This window comes from Stenotrophomonas sp. TWI819 (assembly GCF_039673075.1).
Lineage (GTDB): Bacteria > Pseudomonadota > Gammaproteobacteria > Xanthomonadales > Xanthomonadaceae > Stenotrophomonas > Stenotrophomonas rhizophila_B.
Genome location: NZ_JBDJKY010000011.1, coordinates 1 through 14567, shown reverse-complemented (window position 1 = coordinate 14567; position 14567 = coordinate 1). Strand labels below are relative to the sequence as shown.

The 14567-nt window shown below is 67.7% G+C and carries 13 protein-coding genes; 6 read left to right on the top strand and 7 right to left on the bottom strand.

Features of this window, described 5'->3' with window-relative positions; all coding sequences use genetic code 11:
* Positions 1-34: 34 nt before the first annotated feature.
* On the bottom strand, positions 35-2131 hold the full coding sequence (gene glyS, locus ABE463_RS14675) for a glycine--tRNA ligase subunit beta (protein ID WP_346468668.1): 2097 nt from the start codon (positions 2129-2131) through the stop codon (positions 35-37).
* Positions 2128-3039, bottom strand: a complete 912-nt coding sequence (glyQ, locus tag ABE463_RS14670) for a glycine--tRNA ligase subunit alpha (RefSeq protein WP_346468667.1) — start codon at positions 3037-3039, stop codon at positions 2128-2130. Before glyQ ends, glyS begins: the two co-directional genes overlap by 4 nt.
* An 81-nt stretch (positions 3040-3120) precedes the next feature.
* Between glyQ and ABE463_RS14665 the strand changes: the two genes are divergently transcribed.
* The 3 genes from ABE463_RS14665 to ABE463_RS14655 all read left to right on the top strand — a co-directional run bounded on the left by ABE463_RS14665 (position 3121) and on the right by ABE463_RS14655 (position 6686).
* On the top strand, positions 3121-4959 hold the full coding sequence (locus ABE463_RS14665) for a type II/IV secretion system protein (protein WP_259261907.1): 1839 nt from the start codon (positions 3121-3123) through the stop codon (positions 4957-4959).
* Positions 4931-5650 carry a glutamine amidotransferase gene (locus ABE463_RS14660; RefSeq protein WP_259261906.1) on the top strand — a complete coding sequence of 240 codons (720 nt, stop codon included), beginning with the start codon at positions 4931-4933 and terminating at the stop codon, positions 5648-5650. The genes ABE463_RS14665 and ABE463_RS14660 overlap by 29 nt, the downstream gene beginning before the upstream one ends.
* 136 nt (positions 5651-5786) lie before the next feature.
* Positions 5787-6686, top strand: a complete 900-nt coding sequence (locus ABE463_RS14655) for a BPSS1780 family membrane protein (RefSeq protein WP_070470085.1) — start codon at positions 5787-5789, stop codon at positions 6684-6686.
* A gap of 44 nt (positions 6687-6730) precedes the next feature.
* Here the strand turns inward: ABE463_RS14655 and tatC are convergent, their stop codons facing one another.
* From tatC to ABE463_RS14635, 4 genes are all read right to left on the bottom strand, one after another.
* Positions 6731-7480 carry a twin-arginine translocase subunit TatC gene (gene tatC, locus ABE463_RS14650; protein WP_102788725.1) on the bottom strand — a complete coding sequence of 250 codons (750 nt, stop codon included), beginning with the start codon at positions 7478-7480 and terminating at the stop codon, positions 6731-6733.
* On the bottom strand, positions 7477-8022 hold the full coding sequence (tatB, locus tag ABE463_RS14645; protein WP_346468666.1) for a Sec-independent protein translocase protein TatB: 546 nt from the start codon (positions 8020-8022) through the stop codon (positions 7477-7479). The genes tatC and tatB overlap by 4 nt, the downstream gene beginning before the upstream one ends.
* Positions 8023-8037: 15 nt before the next feature.
* A complete protein-coding gene (gene tatA / locus ABE463_RS14640) occupies positions 8038-8265 on the bottom strand; it encodes a Sec-independent protein translocase subunit TatA (RefSeq protein ID WP_019185586.1) in 228 nt (75 codons plus the stop codon).
* A 75-nt stretch (positions 8266-8340) separates the two neighbouring features.
* Positions 8341-9231, bottom strand: a complete 891-nt coding sequence (locus ABE463_RS14635) for a YSC84-related protein (RefSeq protein ID WP_259261902.1) — start codon at positions 9229-9231, stop codon at positions 8341-8343.
* Between the two features lie 166 nt (positions 9232-9397).
* Here ABE463_RS14635 and hemH point away from each other — a divergent pair, with 166 nt between their 5' ends.
* From hemH to ABE463_RS14620, 3 genes are all read left to right on the top strand, one after another.
* A complete protein-coding gene (gene hemH, locus ABE463_RS14630) occupies positions 9398-10360 on the top strand; it encodes a ferrochelatase (RefSeq protein WP_346464594.1) in 963 nt (320 codons plus the stop codon).
* Positions 10357-11205 (top strand): alpha/beta hydrolase, encoded by an 849-nt coding sequence (locus tag ABE463_RS14625; RefSeq protein WP_346468665.1) that lies wholly within the window; start codon positions 10357-10359, stop codon positions 11203-11205. The genes hemH and ABE463_RS14625 overlap by 4 nt, the downstream gene beginning before the upstream one ends.
* A 434-nt stretch (positions 11206-11639) precedes the next feature.
* Positions 11640-13370: a methyl-accepting chemotaxis protein gene (locus tag ABE463_RS14620; protein ID WP_346468664.1), complete on the top strand. Its 1731-nt coding sequence runs from the start codon at positions 11640-11642 to the stop codon at positions 13368-13370.
* Positions 13371-13373: 3 nt separating this feature from the next.
* Here ABE463_RS14620 and ABE463_RS14615 read toward each other — a convergent pair whose 3' ends face one another.
* Entirely contained in the window at positions 13374-14330 is a 957-nt protein-coding gene (locus ABE463_RS14615; RefSeq protein WP_346468663.1) for a D-2-hydroxyacid dehydrogenase family protein, read from the bottom strand.
* Positions 14331-14567 lie beyond the last annotated feature (237 nt).

The window sequence follows — 14567 nt, the reverse complement described above, 5'->3', positions numbered from 1 at the left end:
CCTTCTGGTCCACCGTGGGGCGCCCGGCCCCGCGTCAGTTGGACAGGTGTTCGATCGCCGCCACGCTGCCCAGGCGGTCGCCCAGGCGCTTGAGCAGGGCCAGGCGATTGGCCCGCAGCGCGGGGTCCTCGGCATTGACCATCACCGCATCGAAGAACGCATCCACCTGCGGGCGCAGGCGCGCCAACCGGTTCAAGACGCTCACGTAGTCCTTCTGGTGCAGGCTGGCGTTGCTGTCGTCGATGGCTGCTTCCACCGCTTCGGCCAGTTCGCTTTCGGCCGGCTCGGCCAGCAGCGCCGGGTCGATCATCCCCGGGATCGCGCCCTCGGCCTTGCGCAGGATGTTGCGGATGCGCTTGTTGGCCGCTGCCAGTGCTTCGGCTTCCGGCAGCGCGGCAAAGGTGCCGATGGCATCGATGCGGCGGTCGAAGTCGTACAGCGAGACCGGCTTCAACTCGGCGACCGCGTTGAAGTGCGTAGCCGGCACGCCCTTGTCGGCGTAATAGCCGCGCAGGCGGTCGATGATGAAGTCGTACAGCTCCTGCGGCAGCGCGTCGGTCTTGCGCTCGGCACTGGGCTGCACGCCCGCCGGCAGGCCGGCGATGGCGGTGCCGATCAACGCGCGCAGATCCAGATCGAACCCGCTCTCGATCACCGTTCTGGCCAGGCCCAGCGCATTGCGGCGCAGCGCGAACGGATCCTTGTTGCCGGTCGGCTTCAGGCCTGCGGCGAAGCCACCGGCCAGCGTATCCAGACGCTCGGCGATGGCCAGCACCTTGCCCAGCGGCGACAGCGCGATGTCATCCCCACCGAAGCGCGGCTGGTAGGCCTCGTCGATGGCCAGCGCGACCTCCGGCGACTCCCCGCCCACCACGGCGTAATGCCGGCCGGCAATGCCCTGCAGCTCCGGGAACTCGTTGACCATGCGCGACTGCAGGTCGTTCTTGGCCAGCACCGCGGCGCGCTTGGCCAGCACCGGGTCCACGCCCACCTGCGGCGCGATGGCCTCGGCGAGGACGGCCACACGGGCGACCTTGTCGGCCACCGAGCCCAGCTTGGCCTGGTAGGTGACGGTCTTCAGGCCGTCGCCCATCGCTTCCAGACCCTGCTTCAGATCTTCGTCGAAGAAGAACTTGGCATCGGAGAAGCGCGGCCGGATCACGCGCTCGTAGCCCTTGGCTACTTCGGCCACGTCTTTGGATTCAATGTTGGCGATGCCGATGAACTTCTCGGTCAGCTTGCCGCCGGCATCGAGCACCGGGAAGAACTTCTGGTTGATCTCCATCGTCTCGATCAGCGCTTCCTGCGGCACCGCCAGGAACTCGCGCTCGAAACTGCACAGCACCGGCGCCGGCCATTCGACCAGGTTGACCACCTGTTCCAGGTTGTCCGGGGTGATCCGCGCCTGGCCACCGGCCTGCGCGGCCGCCGCGTTGACCTGCTCGACGATGCGGGTACGGCGCGCGCCGGCGTCGACCAGCACATAGGCGGCCTGCAGCGAGGCGACGTAGTCCTCCGGCGCGCTCAGCCACACGGTCTTGTCATGCATGAAGCGATGGCCGCGGCTCATGCGGTCGGCCTTCAGGCCCAGCACCTCGGCCTCGATGATGTCCGGGCCGTGCAACAGCACCAGCCAATGCACCGGGCGGGCGAAGCCGTAGGTGTGGCTGCCCCAGCGCATCGGCTTGGGGATCGGCATCGCGGCGATCGCCTCGCGCAGGATCTCCGGCAGCAGCGTCGCAGTGCGCGCGCCCGGCGTGGTGGAGCGGTGCACGAAGCGCTCGCCCTTGGCATCGCTGGTGCGCTCCAGCGCGGTCCAGTCGATCCCGGCCTTGGCCGCGAAGCCCTGCAGCGCCTTGGTCGGCTGACCCTCGGCATCCAGCGCGATGTTCAGGTACGGGCCCAACACTTCGCTGTGCTGTTCCGGCTGTTCCACCGCCACGCCGGGCAGCAGCACGGCCAGGCGGCGCGGGGTCGACAGCGGCTTGGCATCGCCGCGTTCAATGGTCACGCCACGCTTGGTCAGGCCGTCCACGACGCCATCGAAGAAGGCCTGGGCCAGGCCCGGCAGCGCCTTGACCGGCAGTTCTTCGGTACCCAGTTCGATCAGCAGCGGCTGCATCGTGCTCATGCCTGCACCTCCTTGGCGGCCACGGCTTCCAGGCGCTTGGCCTCGTACAGCTTGGCCACGGCCTGGGCCAGCGCGCGCACGCGCAGGATGTAGCGCTGGCGCTCGGTCACGCTGATCGCGCGGCGCGCATCCAGCAGGTTGAACGCATGGCTGGCCTTGCAGACCTGCTCATACGCGGGCAGCGGCAGGCCGACATCGACCAGCTTCTGCGCTTCTTTTTCGCAGGCATCGAAGCGATGGAACATTTCGTCCACGTCGGCGTATTCGAAGTTGTAGGTGCTCTGCTCGATCTCGTTCTGCAGGTACACATCGCCATAGGTGACCGGGGTGCCATCCGGACCGTAGGTCCAGATCAGGTCATAGACGTTGTCGCAGTTCTGCAGGTACATGCACAGGCGCTCCAGACCATAGGTGATCTCGCCGAGTACCGGCTTGCACTCCAGGCCGCCGGCCTGCTGGAAATAGGTGAACTGGGTGACTTCCATCCCGTTCAACCACACTTCCCAGCCCAGGCCCCAGGCGCCGAGGGTCGGCGATTCCCAGTTGTCCTCGACGAAGCGCAGGTCATGCACCAGCGGATCGATGCCCAGCGCCTTGAGCGAATCCAGATACAGCTGCTGGATGTTGTCCGGGCTCGGCTTCATCGCCACCTGGTACTGGTAGTAGCGCTGCAGGCGGTTGGGGTTCTCGCCGTAGCGGCCATCGGTCGGGCGGCGCGAAGGCTGCACATACGCGGCATTCCAGCTTTCCGGACCGATCGAGCGCAGGAACGTGGCCGGGTGGAAGGTGCCCGCACCCACCTCCAGGTCCAGCGGCTGGATCAGCACGCAGCCCTGCTGCGCCCAATACTGGTTGAGGGTCTGGATCAGGCCCTGGAAAGTGATCGGAACGTTCGGGATCGCGGACATGCGGCGGATTCTTGCCTGCAGAAGGGGTGCGCTAGTATAGCGACCGACCGCACGGGCCTTCCGTGCCTGGGGAAATGGAGGATGGATCCACGCCTGCCAGCGGCTTCTGCCAGCGTCCCTGAGGGGGTTCTCCCCTTGCCACACGGCCGCCTCGATTTCGACCAGGTCGCCGCGGCGCTGGTCGCCGATGGCCTGGTCGCCGCCGCCGATCTGGAGCGCATCCGCTTCTCCGCCCAGGGCGCACGCAACGCCAGCGAGGTCCATCCACTGGTCCTGCTGGCCAACCTGAAGCTGGGGGCCAGCGCCGGCGGCGAGCTCGGCCTGGAGCGCCTGAGCGAGTGGCTGGCCCAGCGCGCGGGTGTGCGCTACCTGCGGGTGGACCCGACCCGGGTCGACGTTTCGGCAGTCACTGCCCTGGTCTCCCATGCCTATGCCCGCCGCCACCGCTTCCTGCCGCTGGCCGTGGACAGCGAGCGCGTGCTGGTCGCCACCAGCGAGCCGCTGGCCCAGGAATGGCTGCGCGACCTGCAGCACCTGAGCCGCCGCCGGATCGAGCTGGCGATGGTCAACCCACTCGACCTGCACCGCTACACCATGGAGTTCTACGGGGTGACGCGCTCGGTGCGCGGCGCCCGTGGCGATGTCCGCGGCGAAACCAGCAGCACCCTGCCCAGCTTCGAGCAGTTGGTCGAGCTGGGCCGCGCCGGCGACGTCAACGCCGACGACCAGCACATCGTGCACATCGTCGACTGGCTGCTGCAGTACGCCTACGAGCAGCGCGCCTCGGACATCCATCTGGAGCCGCGCCGCGACATGGGCCGCATGCGCTTCCGCATCGATGGCGTGCTGCACAAGGTGTTCGAGGTGCCGCCGGCGGTGATGACCGCCGTGGTCAGCCGGATCAAGGTGCTGGGCCGGATGGACCTGGCCGAGCGCCGGCGCCCGCAGGACGGCCGCATCAAGACCCGCTCGCCCGGTGGGCGCGAGGTGGAAATGCGGCTGTCGACCATGCCCACCGCGTTCGGCGAGAAGTGCGTGATGCGCATCTTCGACCCGGATGCCGCCTTCAAGAGCATCGACCAGCTCGGTTTCAGCCCGCAGGAAGCGGCCGGCTGGACCGCCCTGGTCGAGCGCCCGCACGGCATCGTGCTGGTCACCGGGCCGACCGGCTCGGGCAAGACCACCACCCTGTATTCCACGCTGAAACGGCTGGCCACCCCGGACGTGAATGTCTGCACGGTGGAAGACCCGATCGAAATGATCGCGCCGGAATTCAACCAGATGCAGGTGCAGACCAACATCGACCTGGATTTCGCCAGCGGCGTGCGCACCCTGCTGCGGCAGGACCCGGACATCATCATGATCGGCGAGATCCGCGACCTGGAGACCGCGCAGATGGCGGTCCAGGCCTCGCTCACCGGCCACCTGGTGCTGTCCACCCTGCACACCAACGATGCGCCCTCGGCGATCACGCGCCTGCTCGATCTGGGCGTGCCGCATTACCTGCTCGCCTCCACCCTCAACGGGGTGCTGGCCCAGCGCCTGGTGCGCACCCTGTGCGCCAGCTGCAAGGTGCCCACGGTGCTCTCGGCCGAGCAATGGGCGGTGCTGACTGATGCCGATGCAGCATTACCTCAGGCGCCCACGCCATATGCACCGGTCGGCTGCATCGACTGCCGACGCACCGGTTTCCTGGGTCGCGTGGGCCTGTATGAGTTGCTGCCATTGGGTTCCAGCCTGCGCCGGCACATCCGCGCGGACATGGATCTGGCCGCCTTCAACCGTGCCGCACGTGCTGAAGGGGTACGAACCCTGCGTCGCGCAGGGCTTGAAAAGGTAGCGGCAGGGCTGACTACAATCGAGGAAGTCCTCTCGGTCCTGCCTCCCCCGGATGAATTCCGCCCCGTTCCTGATTCTTGAAACCGGCCAACCCGTCGCCTCGCTGCGCCGCTACGGGCGGTTTTCGCACTGGATCCGGGTCGCGGCCGGGCTGGATGCCGACGAGACCGTGGTGGTCGATGTCGAGCATGGCGGCACCCTGCCCAGCCACCGCGATTTTGCCGGGGTGATCGTCAGCGGCTCGGCCGCCTACGTCACCGACCGCGCCGAGTGGAGCGAACGCAGCGCGCAGTGGCTGCGCGCAGCCGCCCACGACGACCGCCCGGTGTTCGGTATCTGCTACGGCCACCAGCTGCTCGCCCACGCGCTGGGCGGCGAAGTCGCCTACAACCCGGCCGGGCGCGAGTCCGGCACGATCGAGCTGGCGCTGGATCCGTCGGCGGTCGACGATCCGCTGTTCGGCGGCCTGCCGGCCCGCTTCCCGGCCCACGCCACCCACCTGCAGACGGTGCTTCGCGCGCCCGAGGGCGCGGCCATCCTGGCACGCTCGGCGCAGGACAACTGCCACGCCTTCCGCTGGGGCGCACACGCCTGGGGCGTGCAGTTCCATCCGGAGTTCGCCACCCACCACATGCGCGGCTACGTCCGCGCCCGCGCCGAGTGCATCCGCCAGCACGGCGGTTGCGCGCGCAGTGTCGCCCGCGACGTCAGCGCCGCGCCGCTGGCCCGCCAGCTGCTGCGCCGTTTCGTCCGCCAGGCACGCAACGCCTGAGCCCCGCGCGGGGACGTCATCCGGGCGCAACGCAGCGTCCGCGCCGCGCCGGGCGGCCTTCAGGTCACGCGCCGGGAAAACAGGGATAATCGACCGCAATCGGGCGTTCGCGCCTTCTCCCCTGTCCCGGAATGTTATGAGCGAGATTCGCAAGCTGCCGGCCTCCGCCGGCGCGGAATGGCTGGTGTCGGGTTTCACCCTGCTGCGCAAAGCGCCGCTGGCGCTGGGCCTGCTCGGCGTGATCTGGGCCGTGGCCGCGTTGCTGGTGATGTCGCTGGCGATGGTCAGCCCGGCGCTGAGCACGCTGGCGCAGCTGTTGATGGCACTGGCCGGCCCGCTGTTCTTCGGCGGCCTCGTGTGGGCTGTGCGCGAAGTCGACCAGGGTCGCGTCGCGCAGCCGTCGCACCTGCTGCAGGGCCTGCATGAAGGCCGCGCCTTGAACCTGCTCGCCTCGCTGCTGCCGCAGCTGGTGGCCGGCCTGTTCCTGGGCGTGTTGTTGCTGGTGCTGATCGGCAGCAGTGGCCTGCAGCACCTGAGCGAGGTGATGGTGCAGCTCAACGCGATCAGCCAGTCCGGCGCGCAGCCGGACCCGGCGCAGATCGAAGAGCTGATGGCGAGCCTGCCGGCGATGCGCATCCTGCTCTGGCTGGCACTGGTGGTGGTGACCTTCCTGGCCATGGCGCTGGCGCTGTTCACCCTGCCGCCGCAGGTGATGTTCGAGCACCGCAACGGCCTGCAGGCGATGCGCCTGAGCCTGCGCGCCTGCCTGCACAACGTGCTGGCGATGCTGGTGTTCTTCCTGCTCGCCTTCGTGGCGGTGTTTGCGATCTATTTCGGCGTGATGCTGGTCGCGCTGATCGCGCAGTTGATCGGCGGCACGATGCTCGCGCTGTTCGTGGCGCAGCTGCTGCTGATGGGCGTGGTGATGCCGGTCTTCGCCGGTGCCATCTACACGGCGTGGAAGCAGATGTTCGGCCAGCAGGGTCCGCAGACCCCGCCGCCGATGCCGGGCCCTAACAACGTGTTCGCGGCCTGATCCAAACAAAAACCCCGGCCTTGGCCGGGGTTTTTGTTTGTGCCTTACTCCGGCTGCTCTTTCCCGCCCGGGCGTGGAACCAGCCAGCGCGCGGCGTGGATGCCCAGTTCGTAGAGCAGGCACATCGGAATGGCCAGCATCAGCTGCGAAACCACGTCCGGCGGCGTCAGCACCGCGGCCAGCACGAAGATGCCGACGATCGCGTAGCCGCGACCTTCCTTGAACTGCTGCGGCGTGATCCAGCCCAGCAGCACCAGGATCACCATCGCCACCGGCAGCTCGAAGCTGGTGCCGAAGGCGAAGAAGATCGCCAGCACGAAATCCAGGTACGCCGTCGCATCCGGCGTGATCGCAATCACCTCCGGGCGGAACGTGGTGAGGAAGTGGAACACCGCCGGCAGCACCAGGAAGTATGCGAACGCGCAGCCTAGATAGAACAGCAGCACCGACGAGGCCAGCAACGGCACCGCCAGGCGCTTTTCGCGGGCATACAGGCCCGGCGCCACGAACGACCACAGCTGGAACAGCAGCCACGGTACGGCGATGAATACCGCCACGAAGAAGGTCAGTTTCAACGGCGCGAAAAACGCGCCGGCCGGATTGGTCGCGATCATCGTCTGCCCGTTGGGGAGCTGCGAGATCAACGGTTCGGCGATCATCGTGTAGATCTGCCGCGAGAACGGCATCAGGCCCAGCAGCACCACGCCCAGTCCGATCAATGCGCGCACCAGCCGCGCACGCAGTTCGATCAGGTGTTCGACCAGCGAACTCTCGTTGCTTTCATGCTCGCTCATCGCGGTGCCTCTTGGTTCGGCAGCGTGGGCGCAGGTGCAGGCGGCGCGGTGTCAGTCGACGGCGGCAGAGCCGCCGGGACGTCCGCCCGCGGCGCGCTGCCATCGATGCCCGGCGGCGCCATCGCATCACGCGGCGGCTCCACCTCATCGGGGGCCACGACATGCTGGGCCACGCTGGCCGGGGAACCCGGTGCGGGGCCGGTCATCACCGGTTCGTCGTCCGCCGCCGCGGCCGCAATGCCATCGCCATGCTGCGCCACGTCCTGGCGCATCTGCTCGGCCTCGCGGCGCACCGCTTCGCCACTGGCACGCAGCTGCGACTCGGTATCGCGCATCGAGGTCTTCACATCATCGAACTGCCGCTTGATCTCTTCGGCGTGCAGCTCGCGTTCGAGCTCCTGCTTCACCGAATCCCACTGGTTGCGGGCACGGCGCACCCACAGCCCGGCGAAGCGGGCTGCCTTGGGCAGCCGCTCGGGGCCGAGGACGACCAAGGCCACCACCGCGATGACCAGCAGTTCACTGAAACCGATATCGAACACGCCAAGCCGCCCGGATCAGCGCGGGTCGCGGTCGTGCTCGGTCTGCGACGTCGTCGTCGAGTCCTGCGGACGCGAACTGTCGCTGAGCTGCGCGTTCGGCTTGTCCTCGTCGCGCATGCCCTTCTTGAATTCCTTGACGGCGCTGCCAAGGTCCTTGGCGCCGCTGGTCAGTTTCTTGGTGCCGAACACCAGCAGAACGATGACCAGCACGACCAACCAATGCCAGATGCTGAAACTGCCCATGAGCCGCTCGCGTTACGTAGTGATCAGACGGTTGAGCATAGCGCACCGGCGGTAAGCCGGCGCGCGTGACAAAAGTCAGTTGCCGTCCAGCGATTCGGTACGGACTTCACCGTCGCCGACCGGCTGGAAGCCCTGCTGCGCGGCCGGTTGCGCCGGCACGGACTGCAGCGGTGCCGTGGTCGCGCCGGCGGCGGCCGGGGCCGGTGCCTGTTCAGGTCGAACCGGTACAGCGGCCGCACGCGGGGCAGGCGCCGGTGCGCTGCCTGCGGTGCCACGCTTCTCGCGGGCGGTATAGGTGGCTTCTTCCAGGCGATCCCGGAAGGCGACCACGTCCACCGACGGCGGCTCGCCGACACGGCCTTCAAAGACCATGCGCGGCGTGGTGTTGCTGCCGTAGGCATCCAGGTTGGCGGCATCGTCGATCTGCAGCACGGCACCATCCAGCGCCACACCGGCAAACAGGCCGCGGGCGCGCGACCAGGACCAGATTTCGGCCTTCAGCTGGCCATCGGTGGCGGCGGCAGCGTTGCGGCCGACCGGACCGGCGGCAACGCCGGCATCGGCGCCCAGGGTGAACTTGCCGTTCACGAGATTGTCCAGGCTGCGGTCGTTGCGGAACACCAGCACGACATCGGAGGACTGCACACCGGCCTGGAAGCCGATGCTGCCGCCGGTGAGCTTCACGAACACCGGGTTGGACCAGCTGCCATCGGGCGTCTTGACCGACATCAGGCCGTGGCCGCGACGTCCGCCGATCACCAGACCGGCCTTGATCGTGTCGGGAATGACGATGACCGCGCGGCCTTCGTCCAGCAGCTTGTCCGGAATGCCCTGCTCGGGGATGTCCTGGATTTCATTCAGGACGCGCACCGCATTGCGGGCGCGCTGATCCTCCTGTGGCCCGGCCATCGCCTGGGTCGACAGCAGGCTGGCGGAGATCAGCAGTACAAGGCTGAGACGGCGCATGGTGGGCTCCAGAAGGTCTACGTAGACAAAGATAAAGCAACTACCCGACGTTAGAAGGCTTGCGATGAATCCGCAATGAGTGATCCGGACTATCGATACGGCTGACAAATCGTATTCATCATCCAAATCCATCCCGCCAATCGCGCAGACCTGCGAGAATGAGGCCATGCTCGACGCACCCGACACCGCCGTGCTGGCGGTCAATCTAGGCACGCCCGAGACGCCAACCGCCCCGGCGGTGCGTCGCTACCTGGCTGAATTCCTCAGCGATCCGCGCGTGGTCGCGATTCCGCCGCTGTTCTGGAAACCCTTGCTGTTCGGGCTGATCCTGCCGCTGCGCAGCGGTCGTTCGGCCGCCAAGTACGCCCAGGTCTGGCTGCCGGAGGGCTCCCCGCTGATGGTCTACACGCGCCGGCTGGCCGAGGCCATGCAGGGCCTGATGCCCGATCTGCGGGTACGCCATGCGATGCGCTATGGCGCCCCGGCGCTGCCGGCCGAACTGGACCGGCTGGCCGCGGAGGGCATGAAACGGATCGTGGTGTTGCCGCTGTATCCGCAGTATTCGACCACTACCACTGCCTCGATCGAGGACCAGGTGCGCGAATGGCAGCCCAAACACCCCGGGGTCACTGTCACCCTGGTGCGCGATTACGCGGTCGATCCGGACTGGGTCGCCGCCGTCGCCGGCAGCATCCGCCAGTGGTGGGAGCAGCACGGCCGCGGCGAGAAGCTGGTGTTTTCCTTCCACGGCATTCCGCAGCGCCTGGCCGATGCCGGCGATCCGTATCCGCAACGCTGCGAAGCCAGCGCCCACGCGATCGCCCAAGCGCTGGAGCTGCCCGACGATGCCTGGCAGCTGACCTACCAATCCCGTTTCGGCCGTGAGAAATGGCTGCAGCCCTACGCCGAGCCGACCCTGTGGGCGATGGCCGAAAAGGGCGTGCGCAGCATGGACGTGGTCTGCCCCGGCTTTGCCACCGACTGCCTGGAAACCCTGGAAGAAGTGGCCATGGGCTTTACCGAGACCGTAGCCGAGCGCGGCGCGACGATGCGCTACATCCCCTGCCTCAATGACGCGCAGGCGCATGCGCTGGCGCTGTCGCGGCTGAGCATCGCGGCGCTGGCATGACGCTGGAGTCGTTCTCGCTATCGGTCGCCGGCAGCCCTGTGGCTGGCCTGCGTTCGGGTGCAGCAGGGGCCACCCGCGTGTTGGCGCTGCACGGCTGGCTCGACAACGCGGCCAGCTTCGTGCCGCTGGCCGCGCAGCTGCCGGATCTGGAGCTGGTCGCGATCGATCTGCCCGGCCACGGCCACAGCGCGCACCTGCCGCCGGGCACGCAATACAACACGCCGGGTGCGATCTGCCATGTGCTCGATGTCGCGGACGCGCTGGGCTGGGACCGCTTCGTGCTGCTCGGGCATTCGATGGGCGCCGGCATCGCCAGCCTCACCGCAGCGGCGGCCCCGGAACGGGTAGAGCGCCTGATCGCGATCGAGGCACTCGGCGGCCTGCGCGGTCCGGAGAATGAGACGGCGCAGCGCCTGCGCGAACACGTGCGCGCCGCGCGGGCGCTGCCTACCCGCAAACTGCGGGTGTTTCCCGATCTGGCCGCCCCGATCCGCGCCCGCATGATGGCCAACCAGCTCAGCGAGCCCTGCGCGCGCCTGCTGGTCGAACGCGGCGTCACATCTGTTGAAGGTGGTTACAGCTGGTGCAGCGATCAGCGCCTGATGCTGCCCACCGCGATGCGCCTGAGCGAGGCGCAGATCGACGACCTCCTCGGCGCGATCGACTGCCCGACCCAGGTGATCTACGCCACACCGGCGCAGTCGTATTACCCCGAGCCGCTGCGCAGCGAGCGCATCGGTCTGCTGCGTGACGGGCGGCTGGCGGTGTTCCCGGGCACGCATCATCTGCACATGGAGCACCCCCAGGTGGTGGGTGAGGTGATCCGCCGCTTCCTGGCCGAATGACAGGCTTCGCGTAGGCGCCCGTCAGGCGCCACATCGCGACGGTCCGGCGCGTATTCCTCTAGCAGAGGGTGGTGACCGGCCGATGTCACGCCGCTCAACTTTTCCATTTCCGGGCCGATACCAAGGATGCAGCCCGGCGTGCGTGGTCTGCACTGCCGCTTGCTCCGCCGCTGCGAAGCCGCGTATCCATCAGGGCTTCCAGGGAAGGTCGTAAGCAATGTCGGATTGGCCGCGCCATCGCCCACCGGGCCGCGCCGTGCCGGTGGCACCTGCCGCCATGGCACGCATGCATCCACGTGCACGCGCACCGACGCTGCGCCCACACCCCTTTCATCCCGCTGCCACGCCCACCGCACTGCCGGTGTCTGGGGTGGCATCCGCCTGTGCGTCTGCGCGCGACGGATTCCCTGCTTTCTACTGATCCTGGAGTCGCTATGTCCGCCATTTCCCACGCCCCGCCCCGTCCGCCGGACCCCACGCTGCGCGCTGCCTTCCGCATCGATACGGTGTGCCTGCTCGCTGCAGGTGTGCTGTTGCTGGTCTCGCTGATCACCGCGGTTTGGCAACGACAGCCATGGTCCGTGCTGCCACTCGCGATGGGGGCGGCGCTGCTGTGGGTGCTGGCGACGCGAACCCGGCGACAGGCACTGGCGCTGCTCCGCGCTGAAGAACGCGCCACCTTGGCCGTTGCCGAGCTCACGCAGCGCCGCCAGGCCGAGGACGTCGTCCATCAGCACGACAGCCAGGTCCGCCAGGCCTTGGACGTCTCGCGCACCGCGATGATGATCGCCGACAACGATCACGTGATCCGCTACGTCAACCAGTCCGTGGTGACCCTGCTGCGCAACCAGCAGGCCAGCCTGCGCGAGGCCTTTCCGGACTTCGATGCCGAGCGTCTGGTCGGCAGCAGCATCCATCGCTTCCATGCCAATCCGGACCGCATCCGCGCCATCCTCAATACCTTGATGGCCACCCACCATGGCCGCGTCCGGATCGGCCCGGTGCATTTCGCCCAGGTGGTGACGCCGGTCTTCGATGCGCAGGGGCAGCGCCAAGGCTTCGCGGTGGAGTGGCATGACCGCACGCATGAGCTGGTGTTGGAGAACGCCGTGGCTGGCATCGTCGACGCCGCCAGCAAGGGCGATCTTGATCGCCGCCTGCAGGCCACCGATGGCGGCGCCAGCTTCCTCAATGGCCTGACCGGCGGCATCAACCAGCTGCTGGACAGCGTGGGCGGCACGGTCGGTGAAATCCGCCGAGTGCTGTCCGCGCTGGCCGACGGGGATCTGGATCAACGCATGCAGGGCGATTTCCATGGCTCGTTCGAGGCCATGCAGCGCGACGCCAACGCAACGGCAGCGCAGCTGACCGCGATGGTGGAGCGCATCAAGCAGTGCACCGGTTCGATCTCGCTGGCCGCCAGTGAGATCGCCAGCGGCAACGATGATTTATCCGAGCGCACCGAGCGCCAGGCCGCGCATCTGGAAGAGACCGCCGCCTCGATGGAGGAACTGACCTCCACGGTGCGCCAGAACGCCGAACATGCACGTCAGGCCAGCTCACTGGCCCACGGTGCGCATGACGTCGCCACGCGCGGCAGCCACGTGGTGAGCCAGGTGGTAACGACCATGGATGGCATCCAGACTGCATCACGCCGGATCGGCGACATCACCCGCGTGATCGACGGCATCGCCTTCCAGACCAATATTCTTGCCCTCAACGCCGCCGTGGAAGCCGCACGCGCAGGCGAGCAGGGTCGCGGCTTTGCGGTGGTCGCCAGCGAAGTCCGCATCCTCGCCCAGCGCTCGGCCGATGCGGCCAAGGAGATCAAGAACCTGATCGACGCCTCCGTGGTGCAGGTCGCCGAAGGCGCGCGTCTGGTGCAGGACGCCGGGCAGACCATGGGCGAAATCGTCAGCAGCGTCGCCAGCGTCAGCGGCATCATGGCCGAGATTTCGTCGGCCTCGCAGGAGCAGGCCGCGGGCATCGATCAGGTCAACCAGACCGTGGCGCAGATGGACGATGCCACCCAGCAGAATGCAGCGCTCGTTGAGGAAGCCAGTGCCGCCGCACGCTTGTTGGAAGCGCAGGCGGCCGACCTCACCCAAGCGGTGGCCGTGTTCCGCCACCAGGCCCACCCCGTGCGCCAGTCCGCGCTGGCGTGATCCTCAGCCCAGCGTGCGCCGCGGCGTGCCTTGCAGCCAGGCGGCGATGTTCTCGACCGCCTGGCCGAAATAGTCCCGGTAATTGCGCTCGGTGACGTAGCCCAGATGGGGCGTCGCCAAGACGCTGGGCAATGTGCGCAGCGGATGCCCTGCCGGGAGGGGTTCGATGTCGAAGACATCCAGGCCGACACCGGCGATGCGCCTTTCAGTCACGGCATCGATCAATGCCTGCTGATCAACGAGGCCGGCCCGCGCGGTATTGATCAGGCACGCGTGTATCGGCAGGCAGGCGAGCGTGTCGGCATCCACGATCCCGCGGCTGCGTTCGCCCAGGACCAGATGTAGCGAGACCACGTCACTGCCGGCGAACAGGGCCTGCTTGGACGTGGCCAATTGCACCCCGGCCGCCGCCGCACGGGCGGCATCGAGATTCGGACTCCATGCACTGACATGCATCCCGAACGCCTGGCCGATCTGCGCCACGCGTTGGCCGATCTTGCCCAACCCCAGCAGACCCAACCGCGCACCATACAGGTCACGGCCGACCGTCTGCTGCCATGGTCCGTCGCTGCGTAGCGCGTTGACCTCCGGCACCAATTGACGCATCAGGCCGAGGATCAGCGCCCAAGTCATCTCCACGGCAGGCTCGGGATGGCTGTCGGTGCCGCAGACGATGATCCCCTGTGCTTTCGCTGCCGCGACATCGACCGCCGCATTGCGCATGCCGCTGGTGATCAGCAGGCGCAGACGGGGCAGGCGGGCCAACAGTGCCGCGGTGATGGGTGTGCGTTCGCGCATGACCACCAGGATGTCGGCATCACCGAGCGCGGCCACCAATGCATCGCCGGTGTGTGGCGTCGTCAGCGTGCGTACCTGCACCGCCTCGCCGAGCGCGTTCCAGTCGGCATACGCCACCGCGACGTTCTGGTAGTCGTCGAGAATCACGCAGTTCAGCGCCATGGGGTTCGTCCGTCGTCATCAGCAGCCATGACGATACGCCCGTGCAGTGGCGCGCTCTACGGACAGACACGACACCCCGCGGCGTGTCGGGCACGCGTTGGACACGCACTTGATCGCGGACATAAAGAAAACCCCGCTGCGTGAGCAGCGGGGTTTTCGGGTAAAAACCCTGGCGATGACCTACTCTCGCATGGCTTAGGCCACACTACCATCGGCGCAGCTGCGTTTCACTTCCGA

Bases quoted from the DNA above. Each gene is read 5' to 3' on its own strand.
- ABE463_RS14655 (WP_070470085.1), top strand. From the start codon at position 5,787: ATGAGCGAGATTCGCAAGCTGCCGGCCTCCGCCGGCGCGGAATGGCTG.
- ABE463_RS14620 (WP_346468664.1), top strand. From the start codon at position 11,640: ATGTCCGCCATTTCCCACGCCCCGCCCCGTCCGCCGGACCCCACGCTG.
- hemH (WP_346464594.1), top strand. From the start codon at position 9,398: ATGCTCGACGCACCCGACACCGCCGTGCTGGCGGTCAATCTAGGCACG.
- ABE463_RS14615 (WP_346468663.1), bottom strand. From the start codon at position 14,330: ATGGCGCTGAACTGCGTGATTCTCGACGACTACCAGAACGTCGCGGTG.
- glyQ (WP_346468667.1), bottom strand. From the start codon at position 3,039: ATGTCCGCGATCCCGAACGTTCCGATCACTTTCCAGGGCCTGATCCAG.
- ABE463_RS14665 (WP_259261907.1), top strand. From the start codon at position 3,121: ATGGATCCACGCCTGCCAGCGGCTTCTGCCAGCGTCCCTGAGGGGGTT.
- glyS (WP_346468668.1), bottom strand. From the start codon at position 2,131: ATGAGCACGATGCAGCCGCTGCTGATCGAACTGGGTACCGAAGAACTG.
- ABE463_RS14660 (WP_259261906.1), top strand. From the start codon at position 4,931: ATGAATTCCGCCCCGTTCCTGATTCTTGAAACCGGCCAACCCGTCGCC.
- tatC (WP_102788725.1), bottom strand. From the start codon at position 7,480: ATGAGCGAGCATGAAAGCAACGAGAGTTCGCTGGTCGAACACCTGATC.
- ABE463_RS14625 (WP_346468665.1), top strand. From the start codon at position 10,357: ATGACGCTGGAGTCGTTCTCGCTATCGGTCGCCGGCAGCCCTGTGGCT.
- tatA (WP_019185586.1), bottom strand. From the start codon at position 8,265: ATGGGCAGTTTCAGCATCTGGCATTGGTTGGTCGTGCTGGTCATCGTT.
- ABE463_RS14635 (WP_259261902.1), bottom strand. From the start codon at position 9,231: ATGCGCCGTCTCAGCCTTGTACTGCTGATCTCCGCCAGCCTGCTGTCG.